At 36.6% G+C, this 25,167-nt stretch carries 13 protein-coding genes; 10 read left to right on the top strand and 3 right to left on the bottom strand.

The features are described 5' to 3' along the window. Nucleotide 1: 1 nt before the first annotated feature. The 5 genes from ACT9TX_RS07225 to ACT9TX_RS07205 all read left to right on the top strand — a co-directional run bounded on the left by ACT9TX_RS07225 (nt 2) and on the right by ACT9TX_RS07205 (nt 15,629). A complete protein-coding gene (locus ACT9TX_RS07225; protein ID WP_481337595.1) occupies nt 2–1,630 on the top strand; it encodes a RagB/SusD family nutrient uptake outer membrane protein in 1,629 nt (542 codons plus the stop codon). A gap of 90 nt (nt 1,631–1,720) precedes the next feature. Next, entirely contained in the window at nt 1,721–5,044 is a 3,324-nt protein-coding gene (locus ACT9TX_RS07220; RefSeq protein WP_481337594.1) for a VCBS repeat-containing protein, read from the top strand. Nucleotides 5,045–5,474: 430 nt separating this feature from the next. Further along, nucleotides 5,475–8,834: a CRTAC1 family protein gene (locus tag ACT9TX_RS07215; RefSeq protein ID WP_481337593.1), complete on the top strand. Its 3,360-nt coding sequence runs from the start codon at nt 5,475–5,477 to the stop codon at nt 8,832–8,834. Beyond that, on the top strand, nt 8,834–12,157 hold the full coding sequence (locus tag ACT9TX_RS07210) for a VCBS repeat-containing protein (RefSeq protein ID WP_481337592.1): 3,324 nt from the start codon (nt 8,834–8,836) through the stop codon (nt 12,155–12,157). Before ACT9TX_RS07215 ends, ACT9TX_RS07210 begins: the two co-directional genes overlap by 1 nt. A gap of 127 nt (nt 12,158–12,284) precedes the next feature. Then, entirely contained in the window at nt 12,285–15,629 is a 3,345-nt protein-coding gene (locus ACT9TX_RS07205) for a VCBS repeat-containing protein (RefSeq protein WP_481337591.1), read from the top strand. Here the strand turns inward: ACT9TX_RS07205 and ACT9TX_RS07200 are convergent. Beyond that, nucleotides 15,619–16,560, bottom strand: a complete 942-nt coding sequence (locus ACT9TX_RS07200) for a hypothetical protein (RefSeq protein WP_481337590.1) — start codon at nt 16,558–16,560, stop codon at nt 15,619–15,621. The two genes, ACT9TX_RS07205 and ACT9TX_RS07200, sit on opposite strands and share 11 nt — an antisense overlap. A gap of 211 nt (nt 16,561–16,771) precedes the next feature. On the opposite strand from ACT9TX_RS07200, the gene ACT9TX_RS07195 reads away from it, so the two are divergent. The 4 genes from ACT9TX_RS07195 (at nt 16,772) to ACT9TX_RS07180 (ending at nt 22,431) form a co-directional block, all read left to right on the top strand. Next, nucleotides 16,772–18,811, top strand: a complete 2,040-nt coding sequence (locus ACT9TX_RS07195) for a kojibiose hydrolase (RefSeq protein WP_481337589.1) — start codon at nt 16,772–16,774, stop codon at nt 18,809–18,811. A 30-nt stretch (nt 18,812–18,841) separates the two neighbouring features. Next, nucleotides 18,842–20,581 (top strand): glycoside hydrolase family 13 protein, encoded by a 1,740-nt coding sequence (locus tag ACT9TX_RS07190; RefSeq protein WP_481337588.1) that lies wholly within the window; start codon nt 18,842–18,844, stop codon nt 20,579–20,581. A gap of 115 nt (nt 20,582–20,696) precedes the next feature. Beyond that, nucleotides 20,697–21,635 carry a hypothetical protein gene (locus tag ACT9TX_RS07185; protein WP_481337587.1) on the top strand — a complete coding sequence of 313 codons (939 nt, stop codon included), beginning with the start codon at nt 20,697–20,699 and terminating at the stop codon, nt 21,633–21,635. 109 nt (nt 21,636–21,744) lie between these two features. After that, the gene (locus ACT9TX_RS07180) at nt 21,745–22,431 is read left to right on the top strand and encodes a hypothetical protein (protein ID WP_481337586.1); all 687 of its coding nucleotides are present in this window, start codon (nt 21,745–21,747) and stop codon (nt 22,429–22,431) included. 41 nt (nt 22,432–22,472) lie between these two features. Here the strand turns inward: ACT9TX_RS07180 and ACT9TX_RS07175 are convergent, their stop codons facing one another. Continuing rightward, entirely contained in the window at nt 22,473–22,838 is a 366-nt protein-coding gene (locus tag ACT9TX_RS07175; protein WP_481337584.1) for a hypothetical protein, read from the bottom strand. A 295-nt stretch (nt 22,839–23,133) separates the two neighbouring features. After that, nucleotides 23,134–24,039, bottom strand: coding sequence for a hypothetical protein (locus ACT9TX_RS07170; RefSeq protein WP_481337583.1), 906 nt, complete (start codon nt 24,037–24,039; stop codon nt 23,134–23,136). Between the two features lie 241 nt (nt 24,040–24,280). Between ACT9TX_RS07170 and ACT9TX_RS07165 the strand changes: the two genes are divergently transcribed. Next, nucleotides 24,281–24,700, top strand: a complete 420-nt coding sequence (locus ACT9TX_RS07165) for a hypothetical protein (protein ID WP_481337582.1) — start codon at nt 24,281–24,283, stop codon at nt 24,698–24,700. The last annotated feature ends 467 nt before the right edge of the window (nt 24,701–25,167 follow it).

Genomic DNA, 25,167 nt, shown 5'->3' with positions numbered 1-25,167 from the left:
TATGAAAATGTATAAAATTGTATTAAAGTTTGCTATTCCTATAGTAGCAACTATTACCTTAAATGGTTGTACCAAACTTAATGAGAGCTTAAACTCTACCTTAACTAATAGCCAAGTTTCTTCGGCTTTAGGTACAGAGGGTACAGGTCTACTACTAGCAGCGGCATATGCTGATTTAGGTGGTCCTCTTACGTCGCAAGACCAAGTGTTTTCTTTAGAGGAAAATTCATCTGACGAATCTCTTGTGCCTACAAGAGGCGGTGACTGGGATGACAATGGTGTTTGGCGCGTAATTCACAATCACTCATGGACTGCTGATCATGGGCAGGTAACAAGTGTTTTTAATGGCTTAAACAAAGTTAACTTTGATGCTACCAATGTTCTTAATTTCAATCCTACTAAAGCGCAAGCTGCGGAAGCTAGATTTGTCAGAGCCTTGGCATTATATTATCTACTAGATTTGTATGGTCAGTTTCCTTTAAGGGCGCCTGGTGAAGACTTATTAAAAGCACCAAAAGTTTATATGGGCGCAAGTGGTGCAAGTTATATTATAAGTGAGTTAACAGCTATACTTCCAGACTTGCCATCAGGTAATGGAAGTGCATTGGCTAATCCAGATGCATGTAGAACGCTTTTAATGAAGTGTTACTTACAAAAGGGTGCGTTTGCCACACCTTCTGCACCTACGTTCGATGCTGCTGATATGGCACAGGTAATCAGTCTTGGTAATACTATTATTAATAGTGGTAAGTATAGTTATTCATCTAACTACTTTGCTAACTTTAATGCAACAAATGACAATTCTACCGAGGCTATTTTTAGAATAGATAATACAGCTGGTTCAAGTACTAATCCTTCTGATATTAGAGCAAGGTGGAATATGACATTGCACTATAATTCATATACCCCTAAAAATCCAAATGCTGGTTGGAATGGCTTCTCTACAATAAGCGATTTTTACAATAGCTTTAATACAACAGCAACAGCAACAGCCTTTGGCCCAACCGATACTTTATTTGATAAACGTATTGGAGGAAGAGTATATCCAGGATCATCCAATATTTCGGGCATTCGTCCAGGTTTTCTTGTAGGACAACAGTATAACGAAAATGGTGTTGCTCTTAAAGATAGAACTGGTGCACCTCTAGCTTATACCCCAGCGATTGCCTCAGATATGAAAGAAACAGGATCAAATCTAGAAGTGACAGGCATTAGAGTAATAAAGTACGTACCAGATTATGACCATTATCAAGATAATGCTGGGAATGATTTGATGGTTTTTAGATATCCAGATGTCGTTTTAATGGTAGCTGAAGCTCAAATGAGAACGGGTGCAACTGCTGCTGGTTTAGCTTTAGTAAATGGCTTGCGAGTTGCTCGTGGTGCTGCACCATTTGTAACATTACCTTTAGTTAATGTAAACAATGTAGATGATGCAAACACATTTTTAGCAGAAAGAGGTAGAGAATTGTATTGGGAAAGTGTACGTAGAACTGACTTAATACGTTTTGGTGTATTTACAAAACCTTGGGGTCTTAAACCGACTGACAATGTAAAGTATATATTATTCCCAATACCAAATCAAGCATTGGCTGCTAACCCAAATTTGAAACAAAATCCTGGTTATTAATTTAACATTGGCTGTTTAAATTTGTTATACTTTTACGAGAGGTCATTGAAAAATGGCCTCTCTTTTTATATAGATTACACGATGTTTGCAATGATGAAAAAAGTACTTCACAATCTTTGTTTGCCACTTGTTATTACTTGTTTTTTTGCTTGTAAAAATGCCAAAGTAGAATCACCAGCACTGTTTCAATTAATGGATAGCACGGGCATCAATTTTACCAATAACGTAGAAGATGGCAGAATAGAAAACAGCTTTTTATTCCGTAATTTTTACAATGGTGGCGGTGTAGCAATTGGCGATATAAACAATGATGGTTTAGCCGATGTGTTTTTAACGTCAAATGCTAGTGCGAATAAATTATACCTAAACAAAGGCAATTTTAAGTTTGATGACATTAGTACCAAAGCAGGCATTATTGTAGATGATAAATGGAACACTGGCGTTGTTTTTACCGATGTAAATAGCGATGGTTGGTTAGATATCTACGTGTCTGCTTCTGGCCATATGAGTACAGGTAACCGCAAGAATAAGTTGTACATCAATAATCATGATTTAACCTTTACAGAATCAGCTGCAAAATATGGGTTAGACATTTCTGCTTATACTACGCAAGTATCGTTTTTTGATTATGATATGGATGGCGATTTAGATTGCTTCATGATTAACAATAGCCCAATACCTGTTAATCAATTAGACTTTGCTAATCGTAGAGACTTACCTGAAAGCGAGTGGTCTGTTGGTGCGTTTTTAAAAGGTGGTGGTGATCATCTATTTCGTAACGATAATGGGCATTTTAAAGAAGTTACAAGGAAGGCTGGTATTCATGGTACATTAATAAGCTTTGGCCTAGGTGTTTCTGTAGGCGATATTAATAACGATGGCTACCCTGACGTGTTTGTATCAAACGATTCGTACGAAAGAGATTATTTATACATCAACCAAAAAAATGGCACATTTAAAGATGAATTAGAAACGTGGATGCAGCATACGAGCTTCTCATCTATGGGTGCAGATATTGCCGATATCAACAACGATGGTTACCCAGATTTATTTACCACAGACATGTTGCCTGTAAATGATTTGCGCTTAAAAACAACAGGCTCATTTGATAATATAGACTTGTTTAACAGTAAGCTAAAAGCTGGTTTTTATTACCAGTATATTAAAAACTGCTTACACCTAAATAATCAAAATGGCAAGTTTTCCGACATAGCCAATTACAGTGGTGTATCTGCTACAGATTGGAGCTGGGGGGCTTTGATGTTTGATATGGATAACGATGGTTGGAACGATTTGTATGTATGCAATGGCGTAAACAGAGATGTTACCAATTTAGATTTTATGGACTTTTTTGCAGATGAAACGTATCATAAAATGGCACTCGGTGGTAAGAAAAAAGAGATAGACCAATTGTTGCAAAATATACCCAGAACGCCTTTGCAGAATAAAGTATATCGCAACGAAAAAAACCTTGGATTTACAGATATTGGTACTCAATGGGGCTTTTCACAGCCTACATTTTCTAATGGTGCTGCTTATGCAGATTTAGATAATGATGGTGATTTAGACTTGATAGTTAGCAATGAAAATCAACCTTCATTTGTTTACAAAAACAATGCTCGTGAGCAAAACAAAAATAATTACATCGGCATTACTTTAAAAGGTAGGGGGCAAAATCTTTTTGCCATAGGTAGCAAGGTTACCCTGTTTGTTGGCGAAGAAATTTTAACCCGTGAAATAGTGCCTAGTCGAGGCTTTCAGTCGTCGGTTGATTATAAAGCCATTATTGGTTTAGGCAAAGCCAATACAATAGATTCTATGTTGATTACTTGGGCTGATAGGTCATACGAAAAAATATATCACCCTGCCATAAATCAAGTGCATACTATTCAACAAAAAGAAACAAAGAATAGTATTGATGATTTAAAGACAATAGTGCCAGCAACTTTTTACACACAAATACCAGCTAGCGTTTTTCAAAAACATACAGAGGATGAACATGTAGATTTTTATTACGAAAGAGGTATACCTAGAATGCTATCAACCGAAGGCCCTAAAGCTGCTGTTGGTGATGTGAATGGTGATGGACTTGCAGATGTATACATTGGTGGTGCAAAAGGGCAAGAAGGGCATTTATATACACAAACAGATAAAGGTTTTGTAGAGAAGCAAGAACCTGTATTTAAGCAATATGCTGACTTTGAAGATGTGGCTTGTGTAATGTTTGATTGCGATGGTGATAAAGACTTGGATCTATTTGTAGGTGCAGGCGGTAGTAATGCTACACCAGCAAGCAGAGAGCTACAACATCGATTATACATTAATGATGGTAAGGGAAATTTCTCAATCAACACGAATTCGTTTCCTTTAAACCAAGATAATATTTCTGTAGCTGTACCGTATGACTTTGACCATGATGGCGATATGGACTTATTTGTAGGGGCAAGAAATGTAACACAGATTTACGGTAACAGTCCTCAAAGCCATATTTACATCAATAATGGTAAAGGTATTTTTACTGATATGGTTGCAGCCAAAATGGCTGGCATTAGTAATATAGGTATGGTTACAAATGCTTTGTGGGCCAATGTTTCAGGCGATGCTAATAATGAATTAATTATTGTAGGTGAATGGATGGCGCCACATATTTACAGCTTTAAAAAAGACCATTTTGAAGAAGTTATTTCTAACTTAAATACCATGGATGGTTGGTGGCAATCTATAGTAGCAACAGATGTTAACGGTGATGGAAAAATAGATTTGGTATTGGGTAACGTAGGCGAAAACTGTTATTTAAAACCAGATAGCGCACATCCTGTAAAGCTTTGGGTAAACGACTTCAATCAAAATGGTTCTAAACATAAAATACTAACCAGTGAAATTGATGGTAAAGATTTACCATTGCTGTTGAAGCACGAAATGGAAGAACAAGTACCGCCATTAAAAAAGAAGAATTTAAAGCATGAAGTGTATGCATTGAAGTCTATACAAGAATTATTTAGCCCAGAGTTAATTACTTCTTCCTTACAAAAAACGTTTAACTATACAAGTTCTTGTGTTGCAATCAATCAAGGTAATGGGCAGTTTATTATTCAGAAATTACCACCACGTATGCAACTATCGTCTATTAATACGATGCTGTGTACAGACATTAACCACGATGGAAAAATAGATATTGTTGCTGGTGGCAATTTATCATGTTTCTTGCCTCAGTTCGAAAGGTTAGATGCAAGTTTTGGAGATGTTTTAATAAATGATGGTAAGGGTAATTTTAAATGGGCTGGTACTAATCAATCTGGTATTTTACAACGTGGCGATATTAAAGACATGGTTGAAATTCCTGCAAAAAATGGTCAATATTTATTGCTTTTGCAAAACAATGAATACCCCGTGCTTTACAAGGTTAACCATTGAGGATACCTGTAAATGCATCGAAGAACTGGTTTGCAAGAGATGCTTTATACGTTAAACACAATCGGTATTGCCCTTTTATACCTACGCTACCCCGTTAGGCAAGGGGGTAAAAGGGGTTAAAAAGGTGGCTTTAGTAGGTTAAAAAGGGGGTACTAATGGCTTTTATACCTACGCTACCCCGTTGGGTAAGGGGGTAAAAGGGGTTAAAAAGGTGGCTTTAGTAGGTTAAAAGGGGGTAGTAATGGCTTTTATACCTACGCTACCCCGTTGGGTAAGGCGGTAAAATAGGTTATAAACGTAGTTTAAATACGTTAGAAAGAGGTTGATAATGCCTTTTACACCTGCTTTGCCACGTTGGGTAAGGGGGTAAAATACAGATTTTAAGTTTTGGCAATAGGATATATTAAAAATTTAGTTAGCTATCAGATAAATGGAAATAGTTATTTACAAGAAAAGATTATTGAAAAGATATTGTAGTATTTTAATACTATGCCTATATGTGTTTGCTGCTTGCCATCAACCCCAAAAAAAAGAGACACTTTTTCAATTGATGGATAGTGATAGTACTGGTATTCATTTTGAAAATACGGTAGTTGATAACAAGGAAGAAAATAGCTTTCAGTTTCGTAATTTCTACAACGGTGGTGGTGTTGCTTTAGGCGATATTAATAATGATGGGTTGCCAGATGTGGTATTAACTTCAAACCTTGGCGACAATAAAATTTATCTTAACAAAGGCAACTTTAAATTTGATGATATTACTACTAAATCTGGCTTTCAGCAGAATGGGCAATGGAGCACTGGAGTAACATTTGTAGATATTAATGCCGATGGTTGGCTGGATGTTTACATCTGCAATTCAGGCCATGTTGGTAAAAATAGTCGCCTCAATCAACTGTACATCAACAATCACAACAACACATTTACAGAAGCCGCAAAACAATATGGTTTAAATCATTCTGGCTATAGTACACAAGCGGTTTTTTTTGATTACGATAAAGATGGCGACTTGGATTGTTTTATTATCGACAATAGTCCAATACCTTTTGGAACATTGAATTATCAGGGCATGCGTGACTCTGCATTATCTGCCTGGAAAGTTCCTGAACAATACAAAGGTGGTGGTAATCATTTGTATAAAAATACCAATCAACACTTTGAAGAAGTATCGCAGCAAGCAGGTATTCACACAAGTTTATTAAGCTTTGGCTTAGGTGTGTCTGTTGCCGATGTTAATGGTGATGGCTATCCTGATATTTATGTAGGTAACGACTTTTTGGAGAGAGACTATCTGTACATCAACCAAAAAAACGGCACGTTTAAAGATGAACTGGAAACGTGGATGCAACACATCAGCATGTCATCTATGGGTACAGATATTGTAGATATTAACAATGATGGCTACCCAGATATTTACACTACTGATATGTTGCCACCTGATGATTATCGCTTAAAAACTACTGGCACATTTGATAATGTAGACTTGTATAGAAGCAAGATAAAAGCGGGCTTTTACAACCAATATGTGCGCAACTGTTTACAGCTAAATAACAAGAACGGAAAGTTCATAGATATTGCCAATGCAAGTGGTGTATCTGCTACAGATTGGAGCTGGGGGCTTGTACTATTTGATGCAGATAATGATGGTTATAATGATATTTATGTGTGTAATGGCATTAATAGAGATTTGAGTAATCTTGACTTTTTAGACTTCTTCTCTAGTGATATGTATCAGCGTATTTTGGTTACTGGTAATAAGCAAAATATAGCGGATAGTTTAATTAAGAAAATACCTCAAACGCCTTTACTTAATAAGGCTTATCGCAATAAGGGTAACCTGCAATTTGAAGATATAGGTGAGCAATGGGGCTTTACAAAACCATCCTTTTCCAATACGGTTGCTTATGCAGATTTAGATAACGATGGCGACCTTGATATGATTGTGAATAATGAAAATCAGCCTGCTTTTGTTTATAAGAATAATGCACGTCAGCTTAATCAAAATAACTACATCAGTGTGTCGCTAAAAGGTAATGGTGGCAACACTTTTGCCGTAGGCGCAACAATAAAAATTTATCAAGGCAATCAAATTATATCAAGAGAAATTGAGCCTGTTCGTGGCTTTCAATCTTCTGTTGATTATAAACAAACCATTGGCTTAGGCAAGCTTACAAGTGTAGATGTAATGGAAATTACTTGGCCAGATTTTTCTACTACAACTATCAAAAAACCACAATTGAATAAGCATTATGTGGTAAGGCAAGAAGAGGCTGAAAGACTATCTTCTAATCCATTTGGTAGCGGGGACACTAAATTTTTTACGCAAACAAATAGCAGCTTTGAGAAGCATCAAGAGGATGATGTTGTAGATTTTTATGCAGAACAAAATATCCCTAAAATGCTTTCTAGAGAAGGGCCGCAAGCGGCTGTAGGTGATGTAAATGGTGATGGTCTTGATGATATATTTATTGGTGGTGCTACCAATCAGTCAGGGCAATTGTATCTGCAAAATGATAAAGGTAGTTTTAGTAAGAAGCCGCAAAATGGCTTTACACAATTTGCTGCTTTTGAAGATGTAGCAACTTTGTTTTTTGATAGTGATGGTGATGGTGATTTGGATTTATTTGTAGGTGCAGGCGGTAATAATATTAGCGATGCAAACAGCAGAGAATTACAACATCGCTTGTATAAAAATGATGGTAAAGGCAACTTTATTTTAGAGGTATCAGCTTTTCCACTGAGCAATACGAACATTGCAATAGCTACCCCTTGCGACTTTGATAATGATGGTGATGTTGACTTGTTTGTTGGTAGTAGAAGTATACCATTAAAATATGGTGTAGACCCTGTGAGCCACATTTATGTTAACGATGGTAAAGGCCATTTTACAGATTTACCAAAAGATAAAATAGGTGCAATCGCCAATATTGGTATGGTCACAAACGCTGTGTGGGCAAATGTTTCAGGCGATGCGAAACCAGAATTGATAATTGTAGGTGAATGGATGGCGCCTCGTGTATTTTCGTTTACAAATCATCATTTTGAAGAAGTGATTACTAATTTATCAAACCTATTTGGTTGGTGGCGAAGTATTGTAGCAACAGATATAAATGGTGATGGCAAAATGGATTTAGTGATTGGTAATATTGGTAACAATTTTTACTTACATCCAGACGAAAAGAATCCTGTAAAGCTTTGGGTAAACGACTTTGACCAAAACGGTACGCTAGATAAAATAATGACGCACACTGTTAATGGTAAAGACATGACTGTATTTTTAAAGCATGAATTAGAAGCGCAGTTGCCTATTTTAAAGAAGCAGAATTTGCTGCACGAAGTGTTTTCTAAAAAGTCTATTCAAGAGTTATTTCCTGAAAAAGTATTAAGTACAACTTTGGTTAAGCAATTCAATTATACCAGTTCTATTGTGGCTATTAATAAAGGTAATGGACAGTTTGAGGTACAATCGTTACCGTTTCTTGCACAATTATCTTGCATTAATGCAATGACGGTTGTTGATGTAAATAACGATGGTTTTAAAGATATTGTGTATGGTGGAAATGATTTTGATTTGGTACCACAGTTTGGTAGGCTAGATGCAAGCCTTGGTGGTATTTTACTGAACGATGGTAAAGGTCATTTTTCTGTTGCAGATGCTGTGTCTACAGGTGTTTCGCTACGAGGCGAAATAAAAGATATCAAACAATTGAAGGCAAATGGTAAGCCGCATGTATTGGTTTTACAGAATAATGAAGCGCCAGTTTTATATCAAATACCTACAAAGAAATAATGCAACAAAAGCAAATAAACATATGGCTATGTATTGCTGCAATATGGCTGATTGTAGGGGTATCATGTACTAGTAAACCAGCAACTACTGCTTTATTCGAATTAGCTAATAATACTGGTGTAGACTTTGTAAATAAGGTTGAAGACACTAAGGACTTTAATATTTTCAACTACCGAAATTTTTACAATGGTGGTGGTGTAGCTATTGGTGATATTAACAACGATGGACTAGCTGATATCTTTTTTACAGCCAACATGGGCACTAATAAATTGTACTTAAACAAAGGCGATTTTAAGTTTCAAGATATTACTACAACTGCTGGGGTTTCTAAGGAAAAAGATTGGAGCACTGGTGTGGTAATGGTTGATATTAACCATGATGGATGGCTAGACATTTATGTGTCAAATGCTGGATACATGCCTGGCTATATACCTAAGAACAAACTTTACATCAATAACCACAACAATACATTTACAGAACAATCAGCGCAATATGGCTTAACCAATGAAGGTAGCTATTGTACACAAGTTGCCTTCTTTGATTATGACCTTGACGGTGATTTAGATTGTTATGTTTTGAACAATAGTTTTATATCTGCAAATACTTTAAACTACTCAAACAAAAGAGACTTGCGAGCCAAAGACTGGCCTGTAGCTGATTACTATAAAGGTGGTGGTGATAAGTTGATGCGCAATGACAATGGTAACTTTACTGATGTAAGTGAGCAAGCTAATATTTACGGTAGTTTGATAGGTTTTGGCCTTGGTGTAAATGTTGGTGATATTAATAACGATGGTTACCCTGACCTCTACATTTGCAACGATTTTTACGAGAAAGATTACCTATACATCAATCAAAAAAATGGCACTTTTAAAGAAGAGCTAGAACAGCATTTGCAACATACAAGTCACTTTTCTATGGGTGCAGATTTAGGTGATATTAACAACGATGGTAACACCGATATTTTTACTACTGACATGTTGCCTAAGGATGATAAGCGTTTAAAAACAACAACAGCGTTTGAAAGTTCTGATGTAAATAATTTAAAAATAAAATCTGGCTTTTATAATCAATACATGCAGAACTGCTTGCAAGTAAACAACGCTGATGGACACTTTGTAGAAACAGCATATTACAGTGGTGTAGCTGCTAGCGATTGGAGCTGGGGCGGTTTAATATTTGATGCCGATAACGATGGGCTAAATGACATCTATGTATCAAATGGTATTTACCATGATATAACTGACCAAGATTTTATTGACTTTTTCGCCAACGATGTATTACAAAAGATGGCTGCAACTGGTGAGAAAGAACAGGTGGGCGAATTGATAAAAAAGATGTCTTCGCAAAAATTAGTAAATAAGTTTTTCCATAACAAAGGCAATTTGAAATTTAGTGATGATGGCGAAGCAATGGGTTTTACGCAGCCATCTTTTTCTAGTGGTACAGCCTATGGCGATTTAGATAACGATGGTGACCTAGACCTGGTAGTAAATAACACTAACGAACAAGCATTTATTTATAAAAACAAAAGCCGAGAAACGAATCATAACAACTATATAGCCGTTAGCTTGAAAGGTAATGATAGCAATACTTTCGCTGTAGGGAGTAAGATAAAAGTATATCAAGGTAGTGAAGAGTTTACAAAAGAAATTGTACCTAGTAGAGGCTTTCAATCTTCAATGGATTATAAGGTCGTAATAGGATTAAGTACAAAGGCTGTAGATTCGATGATTGTCATTTGGCCTAACAGAACTTTTGTAAAAATGATTAAGCCCGCAATCAATCAATTACATCAAATACAACAAACTGCAACAACTGAAATTTATCTAGAACATAAGGCTACCATATCACCATTTTTTACTGTAGTGCCTGCCACATTTGATAAACATATTGAAGACGATTATGACGACTTTTTTTATGAAAGAAATATTCCTGAAATGTTGTCGAAAGAGGGGCCACGAGCTGCTGTAGGCGATGTAAATGGCGATGGTTTAGAAGATGTATACACTAGCGGCGCAACTAATCACGCAGGGCAATTGTACTTGCAGCAAAGGGATGGAAAATTTATAAAACAGAACGAACCAGTATTTCAACAGTTTGCTGACTTTGAAGATGTTGCTACTTTATTTTTTGATTGTGATAAAGATGGTGACTTGGATTTATTTGTGGGTTCAGGTGGTAATAATGCACCAGTAAGCACAAGACAAATGCAGAACAGGCTGTACAAGAATGATGGTAAAGGACATTTTACAATTGATACAAAAGCACTGCCAACAAATGGCGGTAATACATCTGTAGTAGTGGCTAATGACTTTGATAATGATGGCGATTTAGACTTGTTTGTAGGTAGTAAAAATGTATCGTCTAATTATGGTGAAACACCCAAAAGTTATTTATTAGAGAATGATGGTAAAGGCACGTTTAAAGATATAGCAACGCCTGCTATTGCCAATGTTGGTATAGTGTCAAATGCAGTGTGGGCTGATGTTGTAGGCGATAAACTAAAAGAACTAATAGTAGTGGGTGATTGGATGCATCCAGTTGTTTTCACTTATAAGAATCATCATTTTGAAGAAGTGACAACCAATTTGGATAAACTATATGGTTGGTGGAAAACACTAGCTGTTGCAGATGTAGATAATGATGGTGATGAAGATTTGATATTAGGAAACGTAGGCGAAAACTTTTACTTGCAACCATCTGATATAAGTCCTGTAAAATTGTTTATGAACGACTTTGACGCATCTGGTTCTGTGAAAAAGATACTCACAAGAACAATTGATGGTAAGGATAAGCCTGTGTTTATGAAGCGTGATTTAACCGAACAAATACCATCGCTTAAAAAGCAAAACTTAAAGCACGCAGACTATGCAGATAAAAGCATAGAAGATTTGTTTGGTAAAGCCATAGCTACATCTAGCGTAATAAAGCAGTTTAACTATAGTACCACAATAGTTGCAGTAAATGAAGGTAATGGTAAGTTCACTATGAAGCCTTTACCCATGCAAGTGCAGTTGTCTTGCGTAAATGCGATATTGCCAATTGACGTAAATAATGATGGCATGATTGACTTAGTAATGGGTGGCAATAGATTTGATTTCTTACCACAGTTTTCTAGGATGGATGCAAGTTATGGCCATGTGTTATTGAATAACGGTAAAGGCAATTTTGAGTGGGTGAATAATGCCAAAACTGGTATATCCATGAATGGTCAAGTTAGAGATATAAAGGCCATTAATACAAAGCAAGGCAAGCAAATGTTGGTGCTACAAAATAATGAAACCCCATTGCTGTATAAACTTGTAAAGCCCTTGCGGTAAGAGTTTCAATACACTTTGGTAAAAGCTGCGTAGCGATAAGAATGATGCTGAGGTACTTCGCAAACTCAGTATAAATTCACAACAGAAGTATTATAGTAGTACTAAAGACTACTAACAAACAAAGAACATGAAGACAGTAGTATACTTTATTTTATTAGCCATCCCGATAGCTATCGGGATGATGCAAGGCTGCACATCTAAACCTACGGTAATAGAACAGCCTTTGTTTGAAGTGCTTGAAGCAAAACAAACAGGACTGGATTTTAATAATCGATTGAATCCTACAGATAGTTTTAACATGTTTAAGTACATGTATTTCTATAACGGTGCCGGCGTAAGCGCTGGCGACTTTAATAATGATGGCTCGATAGATTTATTTTTTTGTAGCAACCAAGGGCAAAATAGTTTGTACCTAAACAAGGGTAAGCTGCATTTTGAAAACGTGACAGCAAAGGCGAATATTCCTAATGATGGTGGCTGGAGCACTGGTGTAAGTGTGGTAGATATTAATAACGATGGGCTGCTGGATTTATATGTTTGTAGGGTAGGGCAGTTTGAAAGTTTGCATGGTAAAAATCAGTTGCTAGTATGCAACGGTATTGATAAAAATGGTGTGCCGAGTTACACAGATAAGGCCGTAGAATATGGTTTAGATTTTAGTGGATTTAGTACGCAAGCTACTTTTTTCGATTACGATAATGATGGTGATTTAGATATGTTTTTGTTGAATCATTCGGTGCATCAAAATGGTACGTTTGGTAATAGAAGTTTGTTTCTTGGTACATATCATCCTTTAACTGGTGATAAGCTGTATCGCAATGATGGCAAGCATTTTACGGATGTAACAAAGCAATGTGGTATTAATAGTTCGGCTATTGGTTATGGCCTTGGTATATGTGTGAGTGACATAGATTTAGATGGTTATCCTGACTTATACATCGGCAACGATTTTCACGAAAATGATTATCTGTACATCAATCAAAAGAATGGCACATTTAAAGATGATTTGCAGAATAGAATCATGCATACAAGTCAGTTTTCGATGGGTGTAGATGTGGCTGATATCAACAACGATGCATATCCTGAAATCATTTCTATGGATATGTTACCTTCTGATCCTTATATCTTGAAACGTTCTTTGGGTGAGGATGAATACAATACCTTTTACATGAAGATTGGTTATGGTTATAACTATCAATACACAAGAAATAACTTACAATTAAATAGACGTAATGGTATGTTCAGTGAAGTGGGTTTGTATGCTGGTATTGCAGCAACCGATTGGAGCTGGAGCCCTTTGTGGATGGATTTTGATAATGATGGCTTGAAAGATTTGTTTATTAGCAATGGCATACCAAAGCGCTTGAACGATATTGACTATGTAAACTTTGTATCGAATAGTGAGGTGCAAGACCAAATACGTAACAATAAAATTGCAGAGAAAGAAAAGAAAATTATCGAATCGTTTCCTCAAATAAAACTACCCAATAAATTCTACAAAAACAATGGTGACGTAACTTTTAAAGATGTTGCCGCACAAGTAACGAATGATAAACAGACTTTTTCTAATGGTGCTGTTTATGCTGATTTAGATAATGATGGTGACCTAGATGTTGTAGTGAATAATATTGATGACGCTGTATTGGTGTACCAAAACAAAAGTAATGATACCAAGCCAAAAGCTTCCGTTGACATTACTTTAAAAGGTAGCGAAAACAATATCAATGCCATAGGGGCCAAGTTGTTATTGTTTAGCAAGAAAGAGATTCGTACGTATGAAAACTATCCTGTAAAAGGCTTTCAAAGTAGTATGGAGCTACCTGTGCATATTGGTTTAGAGAATACAACGGTAGATAGTTTGTTGCTTGTATGGCCTGATAATACTTTTGAACATATCGCTTATAAATCAGGTACAGCAAAGCTTTCAATAAATTATAAAAAAGGATTACCAAAGTTTGATTACAATGTACTTACTAGGCATTACATGAATACAACCACACCAATGGTTGATATTACCAAGCAAACAAATCTACTTTGGAAACACGAAGAAAATCCTTTTAACGAATTTGACAGAGAGCCATTAATACCACATATGGTGTCTCGTGAAGGGCCAGCATTAGCTGTTGCAGATATTAATGGTGATGGATTCGAAGATGTATTTATTGGTTCTTCAAAAGGTAATAAACCTGCAATTTTTACACAACAAGCCAATGGTAAATTTATTAAAACTAATCAGCCAAGCATTGATGCAGATAGTACGAATGAAAATGTAGATGCTTGCTTTATAGATGTAAATGGTGATAAGACTTTAGACCTGGTAATAGCAACAGGTGGTAATGAATATTATGGTAATGATGAACATCAACAGCCGCAAGTATATACCAACGATGGCAAGGGTAATTTTAATAAGCTTGCACATGCTTTTGACAACTTATTTCTCACTGCTTCTTGTGTAGTGCCTTATGATTTTAATAATGATGGTGCCATGGATTTATTCATTGGTGCAAGATCTGTGCCTTGGGCTTATGGTGAAGTACCACAATCTTATTTGCTACAGAATGATGGTAAAGGACATTTTAAAAATGTAACAGAACAATACAGCAAAGACTTATCTAAAGTAGGTTTTGTACAGAATGCTATTTGGGTAGATATTAATAAAGATGGTAAAAAAGATTTAGTCCTCAGCCTTGAATGGGATGGTGTTTGTGCTTTTGTAAGTGGTAAAAGTTCGTTTACCAAACAAATGCTTACCGATAAAAAAGGTTGGTGGAATTTTACATTGCCATGCGATGTTAATAATGATGGCAATGTAGATTTTATAGTTGGTAATCTTGGTTTAAATAGTCGCTTAACGGCAAGCGATAAAACACCTGTAACGCTTTATTACAATGACTTTGATGGTAATGGTAAAAAAGAACAAGTGCTTACATATTTCTTAAACGGCAGAGAATTACCTTTTGCAAATAAGGCTGAATTAGAGAAACAAATGCCTTTGCTAAAAAAGAATTTTTTGTACGCACATGATTTTGCAAAAGCTAGTTTGAAGGAAATATTTACAGAAGAAAAACTAGAGAAAGCTGAAAAGTGGCAAGCAAATTATTTTGCAAATGCGCTATTAATGAATGATGGCAAAGGTAATTTTACCACGCAAGCTTTGCCCTATCAAGCACAATTTACTAGCTTTAAAGATGCTGTGATAATAGATGCTAATCATGATAATTTGCAAGACATTTTATTGGTTGGGAATTTTTATGAGAACAATATTCAAATGGGTAGATACGATGCTGACTTTGGCACATTACTCATTAATAAGGGTAACAATAAATTTGATGTGTCCACTATAAACGGCTTGCAGCTAAAAGGTCAGGTACGAAAAATAGAGCCCATTGTTATTAATAAACAACAGGCTTTAGTATTGGTAAAAAATAATGATAGTGTAATGGTGATACAACAACAGCAACTTAAAAAATAGGATAGTAAAATCGAGTTATCCATTTGCTTGTATCGCTTTCTTTTTCTCTGTCTGTAATCAACTGTTGGTAAGGTATTGCAGGTGATGAGTGCTTAAAATCTGCGAAATATTTTTCAAACATTTTGAATGAATGAGCTATTGTTGATGGTCCACCTTTAATGCTATCACTTTCAAGTATTCTACCTATTACCATGCGCTTAAGTTGTATGGTATTGGTTTCTGAAACGGTATGGTTTACAGGTATTGCTACCATTACCTTGTAAGATGTTTCACTTTCTTTAGTTACGTTAAGCATGGGCGCATTGATAATAGTAGCACCTTGTTGTTGTATGTGGTTTCTTAGCTGATTGACAAGGCTATAAACTTCTGCTGTTGACGGTGTATGATTTAGGTAAGTTTTAGTACTCATTAAGGCAGTATCTTTTACCATTGTACTTACTATATTAAAGCCGTAAATGTTAGATGTTTTTTCTAAAAACATCTCTAATTTTTGCATGACTTCTTTAATGTTTTGTTTAATAAAAACGCCTCTGTTATAGCGCTTAATTCTTGTAATTGGGTTTACACCAGTGGTGTCGGTATACTGGCAAATAATGTTTACAGAGTCATGTTGAGCACTTGCAACAGCAAGGTTTACAATCGTTGTTTGGTTATTGTATTCAACAGCAATTTCTGTGTTATTGTAAGATTTGCCAACAATGTGAAAGATGGCACCATTGTAAGTAGCAACAGTTTTATTGCCAATTTTCTCAAGTTTACCTGGCCACCATTTAGCCCAATGGTCTTCGTTAGAAGCGTATTCTACTGCACTAGCATAATTGGTATGTACAGGTGTAATGCTAGACACAACAAGGTGTTTGGGAATAAGCAAATAGATACTCGTAATTACTATGGCTATTAATGCCGCTAAAATTGTCAACCACTTTTTCATATACAATCGCAATAAATTACTTGAGAAATAGTGTTGCAAAATAGTACATAATCAACGATTCGGTTTTTATCATTTTCAGAAATTGTTTTAAACCGTTTGCAGGGGATAATTTCAGTGCTAATTCCTTTGCATTCATCACAATTACACAGTTTCACTTGCCTAATCTGTTTAATTTTAGAAATTCTTTTTCATGCTTGCTAATACAAAAATTATGTTTCAAAAAAGATTGTCTTTGCTCACTTTTAGTGTTGCTGTGTTATCTACAATTTGTGCTTTTGCGCAAGACCCATGGAAAATTACAACTACAAAAATTGATCCCTCAAACTACTACGGTATTACAGTAGCCAATGGTATGATTGGTGTGGTATCGTCACCAGAACCTTTTAAAGTTAAAGACGTGGTGCTAGCGGGGGCATACGATTTGTATGGTCGTGGTAGAGTAAGCAATTTCTTAAAAAGCTTCAACCTATTGAACATGTATTTAGAGGTTGATGGTAGGCGCATTGGTGGTAGCGATGCAACCAATATGCAGCAAGAACTAGACATGCATCATGCTAGTTTTACCACCACCTTTAGCTATGGCGATAAAGCCGATATTGCTTACACCTATTACTCGCTACGCCAATTGCCTTTTACTGTGTTGATGGATGTAACAGTAACGGCTAAAAAAGACATTAACATAGGTGCTGCAAGTGTAATGGAAGCACCGGATGCATTGAAAGATGTACAGAATTACTATAATGAAATTGATAGACCACATGTGGTAATTAGTCTCTTAGCATCTTCTGCTAAAAGCCCTACAGGTAAGTTGTTAATGTGTGCTTCTAATACTTTTTTGTTTAGTGAAAAACATGGTAGCGAACCAAGAGTGATTCATGAAATGTGGGATAATAATATGCACTTAATGAAGTTTGGTAAGCAACTTAAAGCAGGCGAGAAATACAGTTTCTCAATTGCAGGTTCTTCTATTACTTCTGCCCACCACGACGATCCATTAAATGAAGCTGAACGTATGACCATTACGGCTAAGCTTGAAGGTAGAGATAGATTGATAGCTTTTCACAACACCGCATGGGATAACCTTTGGAAAAGCGATATAAAAATTGAAGGCGATGCACAAGCACAACAAGATATTCATAGCATGATGTACCACTTGTATTCTTTTGTACGTGAAGGTTCTGCTATGAGTCCGTCACCAATGGGTTTAAGTGGTTTGGGTTATAATGGTCATGTATTTTGGGATACTGAATTGTGGATGTACCCTGCTATGTTGGTGCTACATCCAGAAATGGCTAAAAGTATGGTTGAGTATCGCTTTCAGCGATTGGCAGCAGCCAAACAAAACGCATTTAATCACGGCTATAAAGGCGCAATGTTTCCTTGGGAAAGCGCAGGCACAGGTGTAGAAGAAACACCAGTATGGGCTTTAAGCGGTCCATTTGAACAACATATTACAGCCTGTGTAGGTATTGCTGCATGGAACTATTATTGTGTTACGCAAGACAAAGAATGGCTACGTGAAAAAGGCTATCCATTGCTTAAAGAAACTGCTGCATTTTGGGCTAGCAGGGTAGAACGTAATGGCCCTGGCAAATACGATATTAAAAATGTAGTAGCGTCAGATGAGTGGGCAGAAAATGTAGACAACGATGCCTTTACCAATGCTGCTGCAAAAGCTGTGTTACGAGATGCTACAGAAGCCGCTACCATACTAGGCATTACACCTGATGCTGATTGGGTGCATGTGGCTAATAATATTCCTGTGTTAGCCATGGAAAATGGAGTGACGAAAGAACATGCCACTTATCATGGTGAAGGTATTAAGCAAGCTGATGTAAACCTATTGGCTTATCCTTTAAAAGAAATTACAAGCGCTGCGCAAATAAGAAAAGACCTAGCCTATTACGAAACACGTGTACCCAATGAAGGTACACCTGCTATGACGCAAGCCATTTTCACATTACTTTATGCACGCCTTGGTGATGGTGCTAAAGCCTATCACTTTTTTAAAGATGCTTACGAGCCTAATTTATTACCACCTCTACGTGTAATTGCTGAAACCAAAGGAGGTACCAATCCTTATTTTGCTACAGGTGCAGGTGGTATTTTGCAAAGTGTGTTGATGGGTTTTGGCGGGTTAGAAATAACATCTAAAGGCATTACACAAGTTGCCTCTGCTTTGCCACCAACTTGGAAAGGGCTTACGCTTACAGGTATAGGCATTGAACGGAAAACCTACATTGTTAAATAAATTTTTATCAATTTTTTAAACCCCAATAATATGTACAAATGGCTATTGGCTGTATTACTAATGGTAGTAGTTTCTGCAGCTTGTAACAACGAAAAAAAAGAAACGGTAGCAACCGATATTCCTGAAGCGCAGTGGTGGAAAGAAGCAGTGGTGTACCAACTGTATCCACGTAGTTTTAAAGATAGTGATGGTGATGGTGTGGGCGATTTAAAAGGTATTATATCTAAGCTTGATTACTTGAAAAGCCTTGGTATTACGGCTGTTTGGTTAAACCCCATTTACGAATCGCCTAATGATGATAATGGCTATGATATCAGCGATTACCGTGCTATTATGAAGCAGTTTGGTACTATGGAAGATTTTGATGCCTTGCTAAAAGGTATGCACGAACGTGGTATAAAAGTGGTGATGGATTTAGTGGTAAATCATAGTAGCGATGAACACGAATGGTTTAAACAAAGCCGTAGTTCTCGTACTAATAAATACCGCAACTATTACCATTGGTGGCCTGCTGAAAAAGGCAAGCCTACACCACGTTATAGTTTGTTTGATGTGAATCATGATGCATGGATGTATGACAGTGCCACCAATGCGTACTACTTACATTATTTCTCTCGCAAGCAGCCCGACTTAAATTGGGAAAATCCTGAATTGCGTAAAGAGGTACACAATATCATGAAGTTTTGGGCTGATAAAGGGATTGATGGTTTCAGATTAGATGCTTTTCAGTTTGCTGCTAAAGACACTACCTGGCCTGCTTTTCCTGCGGGCTACGAAAAGAACTTTTTATTGTACTATGCAGTAGGGCCGCATTTGCACGACTACCTAAAAGAAATGAATACAGAGGTATTGAGCAAATACAATATTATGAGTGTAGCAGAAGGTGCTGGTAATTCGTTTAAAGATGCGCACGACATGGTTGATGCAAGCCGTAAAGAACTGAACATGGCTTATGCTTTTGATGCAGTAGACTTAGCTAAAAAAGATGGCTACAGTGTACTAAAATTGAAAGAGATTTTTACCAAATGGGATAGCGCTTTTGCTACCAATGGTTGGCTGTCTATCTTCTTGGCAAACCACGACCAAGCAAGGCTTGTAACACGTTATGGTAATGACAGCCCTACATTTAGAGAGGTATCTTCTAAAATGCTGAGCACCTTTATTATGACGATGCGTGGTACACCTTATTACTACAATGGTGATGAGCTTGGCATGACCAATATTCGCATGGATAAAATAGAAGACTATAACGATGTGGCCACGCTAAATGAGTATAAACACTTGGTAGCTACAGGTGGCAATATTCCTCAGTTCATGGAAAATATTAAGTTCAGTTGTAGAGATAATGGCCGTACACCTTTTCAGTGGGATAATAGTACCAATGCAGGTTTTACCACAGGTAAGCCTTGGCTAAAAATTAACCCTAACCACACCACTATTAATGCTGCTGCACAAGATAAAGACCCTAACAGTACGCTTAATTATTTTAGAACGTTGGTGCAATTACGTAAGGATAATAAAGTGCTAGTGTATGGCAAATACGAATTGTTGGATAAAAATAACCCTAACATATATGCTTATACAAGAAGCTTAAATGGTAAAACAGTTTTGGTGTTGTTGAACTTTACTAGCAAGGCAAATGCAGTAAGCTTACCAACCACCTTGCAACTTGGTAAAACCTTAATCAACAACTTACCAAACACCCTAACATTGGCTAATGGTAGCACTACGTTACAACCTTACCAAGCTTGTGTGATAGAAGTGAAATAATTATTGTAAACCTATAAGGTTTCAAAAACCTTGTAGGTTTAACGCATGGTAAAGCCCTCGGAAATTAATTCTTGAGGGCTTTATTATTATATTTACGTTCTATTAACTGCGCTATATGAACAAAATTATCCTAGGTACTTTCATCATTATTTTGGTGGCTTGTGGGCAAGCCGATACTACTAAGCAAGCAACAATTACTACTAAAGATACTGTTAGTGCTGCCATTCAATATGGCACTGTGCCTACTGTTTTTTATTATAGTAAGTTAAAGGCCTATCAGCAATTTCTTGCTTCGTTAGATAATGCTGATTTAGTATCAAATACAAAAGCGTTATCGCAATTCAAAGCATTGTTTGTGGGCGAACCTGCTGCCTTGTGCGATACGGCTTATACCTTGTTCCAAACGTTTAATAACAAACTAGTAGAACAGCTAGATAGTAAGTTAAGAGGTGATTATAGCATCTCGCTAGATTCTCTGATGGCATTAAACGAAGACGGCACACCAGCTACTTTGTCTGTACCATTACAGCAATTGAAACAGCGCATTACTAGCAATGGTTTTATGCTGCAAATGGATGAAGGCGTTGCTTTTATAATAGCTGATAGAAGCTTTACCGCTAAGCAGTTACACAGCATACTGTCATCTACTATGGTTACCTACCTTGTACAGTTACAGAAAGAAGATATTGATGTATTTGAAAGCGATGCGTCTTTAATAATAAAACCTACAGCTTTTGTAGATAGAATTATTTGGTATGAAGATTTTATTGCTAAGCACCCAGAGTTTATGTATGCCAAGGTTTGTGCCGATAATTTGCATTCATACACATCGGTATTGATAGGCGAGGTTAGGTTAGACAATACCTTTTTTTACAATAGTGATAGTGAAACACTCACCGAGTATTTTGAAGAAGCATTGACATACCTCAATAAGCAATACCCACAATCACAAGCAAACAAGGTAGCACAGCCTATATACCAAGCTATTAAAGCAGGCCAAATAGATAAGGCGAAGCAATTGCAAGCAGCGTATAAAAAGATGGTGGCGATGTAGGGTTGCTTCTTATCGGCGGGTGTCCTCAACCGCTGACTGCTAGCGACTTCATTTTTGTTAGTTAGTATGCCAACAGATAAAGTGAATATATTTGAGTTCAAGCTTAATTATGGTACGGCTAATTCAGTTTATCATTGATGCACTTAAAAGAAAGCGAGAAGCAAGATTTTATGAGTTTACACCTAATGTAGATTATTCGCCTAAATACCTTGCTGATGATATGTTTGATAGAAGTTTCTATTTAAACCTTTATAAAACTATTGTGTGGACTGAGCAGATTGTTAACGCAATAGAAGACAAGTCGAAAATTGATTTCGGTACCGTTTTACGCACTACAAACCCACTTTATAATGGTAATCCATTTTATCAATTTTGTGATATAGATAGTATTGATGGTGCTTATACAAACGCTAGTACACCATATGTGCCCTTTAATTATAATGCAGTTTTAGCGTCAGCCTTACAACTAAGGCAATCTAACGAAAACATATCCATTAATAACTTGAGTGGTATGGGTAAAATCCTCAAATTTTATATTGATATAACAACTTATGACGGAGCACCTATTGCTAATAGTTTTGGCTTTGTAGATGAAGCTGACATACCACCCATTGATACTTGGTTTTACGTTACCAAAACTTATTTGTATTGTTGGATACCCACGATGTTTATTGAGCAAATGCAAGCTGCAATTGATGTAGAAATCTGTGGTAGTTATGAGTGGCTTGAGGACATAGATTCTGAGTTTAATCAGCGAATTTTTGATAGGTTGAATAGTGACATTACCACACTCTAAACCTATAAGGTTTTGCAAAACCTTATAGGTCTGCAATCGCCTTACTTCATTGCAATTGCTTTATAAATATCCCTTTCCTTTTTTACATCCTCAAGCTCTTTTTGCAGGGCGGCTATTTGCTGTTGCAAGGCTTTTTCGGCATTGGTGGTACGGCAGGTGTCTGGTATAATGGCCTGGTAAGGTTCTAGTAAGTTGTGCTGTAAATGGGTACTTAACAGTAACAGTAGCGATACTGGTTGGTCTGGTTTGGCTAGTTGATGGTGCAAATAACTAGCTGATCGCCCCATATTTTTACTTAACTGGATAACACTAATCTCTCTTTCTTTCGCATACACACTTACCATCAATGGTAAATTAATTTCTGCAAGTCTTGGTTTGATGTTGTGATGGTTAAAAATGGCACTCATGGTCATTATTGTTAGTATTTTTTCAATTTATTGTCATATTGAACAATTGATGGCTCAATATAACAATAAGTATGTTTGTTTAAAGCGTAAAAACGTTATAATGTACGTAAATATTATAAATGTGTACTATAAAAATGTAAAAATAAACGTAGATAATGTAAAAATGAACGTAAATATAGACTAAATGAACTGATGTATAGATTGTATGTATTTTTCTTGTTGTAGGCCGGATGATACACACATAAAAAAGCGGATGTACCGTACTAGTACACCCGCTTATATAAACTTGCATTATTTATTGGCTAATGCTATAGCTACCAATAATAGTGGTACTGGTGTTTTGTACATAAATACTATCTAGATTGGTAGCAATAGCCCCAAGGGTAGTGGTGGTGGTGCTGCCTGCTGGCACTGTAATGGGTGTACCCACTACCGCATTTTGTAAATGCCCCGTAAACACTAGCGCAACAGACCCTTTATTGGTAAGTTTTATGCTTGCATCGGCGCTAAAGTTGGTAATAGGCATGGCGAGTTTTGTTTCGCCCATACCTACTGTGCCCGATGTGGTATTGCTACTGCTACCACCTTGGCCATAAGTGTCTAGCACGTCTACCGCTTCAAACATATCAAACAGTAGGCGATTGGTTTTGCGGTAGGTATTCATTTTTCGGCGAATCTTCTCTAGGGTTTGCTTTATGGTGGCAATATTTCTATCTACTAGCTTGCCATAGGCGGCGGCTTCGGCACGCTTTTCTAGTGGCGTGGCTATCTTGGCTTTAAAGCTTGTAGATAAAGTTTGTAGTTCTGTAATATCTGCGGCAGATACATTGTGTTTGGCAGCCAAAGCAGTAGCAACCGCAGGTACAGCTACTTTGTCTAGTATGGTTTCGGCATACTGTGCTAGGCGCATATCTCTAAACCCTTGAATGGTAGAGATGGGAAATTCAATCATGTTTTGTAGCACAAAATCGTCCGTATCATCGGCATAGCTTACTAGGCCCGTAGCTACATGAAATACCGCATCTTCAAGGTTTACACGGTCTTCACTTTTGTCATCGGTGTGGCCGGTATTGTCTTGCGTGGCAAGGGCATCATTGTCAAGCGTGGTAGCTATTTGTGCTTGTAATTGTGGCAAAAGGGTAGTGCCAAGTTCAGGTGTAGCGGTAAGGTCGGCAGCGTGGCTCGTTAAAAAGGTAGCCACTTTTTCAGCCTGTCCTAATTGGTTGGTTTGCTTGTCGTCAATGGTAATTTGTAGTTTAAAAAGGTGAATAATTGTTACTGATGAAACTACAAAAAATGAACATGTATCACTTGCCGACTTTGTAAAACCTTTTTACTGACTTTGTAAAGCTTTGCAGTGGCTTTGTGAGGAAGTTTGACGAGGATGGAAAATTGAGCTTTAGAAACGTGATAGTTAGTAGTTGGTAGAAAGTGAGTAAACTTTGTTTGTTTCAGAACCTGAGGCTAATTTTGAGATAGTTATTCTTATCGGGTTGATAACTTCACAAGCTTTTGGACAACAAAACAAGACAATCATTTATAAAGGCGACAAATTCACTTTACAATATCCAATTGAATGGCAGACAACAAATGAAAACGGGACTTTAAATTTTTTTCCTGAGGGGAACTATGGCGCATTGACTTTTTCTTATCATGCAGGTATTGACTTTCCGTTAGACAAAACGAAGAACTTTATTTTGGAAATGAACGAGATAAAAGATAAATTTTCTTATGTTAATATGACAACAAAAGGAAACGTTACTGAATTTTATTACGAACACATTTACAAAAATGTAAAATGGGTAACAAAAGCATTTAGAAGGAATAGAGACTTTTTTTACTTACTATTAATTGTGATTTGAAAAAGTGGGAAGTAAATAAAGATATTTTTTTGAAAGCAATGAATTCATTCAAACTCAATTAAGCTAGCTTTACCAATTCCTGCTTCTTCACCCGCCGAAAAAAGAAAAAAGTTTACAAACATTCCACAGCCGCATTGTGCTGTATCATTTAGTATGCTTTTGTACTTTTTTTAATCATTAGAGAAGAAATTAGCTAGTATTTAAGTAGCATTTTTATTCGCATAACCTATTGGCAGCGTAGGTTACAGCTATACACTCTTTGTTTTAGTGGATATTTTGTGAAAAAAATTTGCTATTTAGGAATTGCGTTCTATATTTGCACCCCGCTACTATAAAAATGGTGGAAGTTCTTTAGAGGTTTAGACAATAGTTTTGAGGATTACCAATTATGATTTGGTGGTTTAAAAAACTCTCTTATCTTTGCCGCCCGTTTGTGAGGATGGGTAGTTCTTGAGGGGTTTTGGTTG

This window comes from Parasediminibacterium sp. HNIBRBA5674 (genome assembly GCF_056745525.1).
The sequence above is the reverse complement of the archived record's forward strand: the minus strand, read 5'-3'. Positions and strand labels throughout refer to the sequence as shown.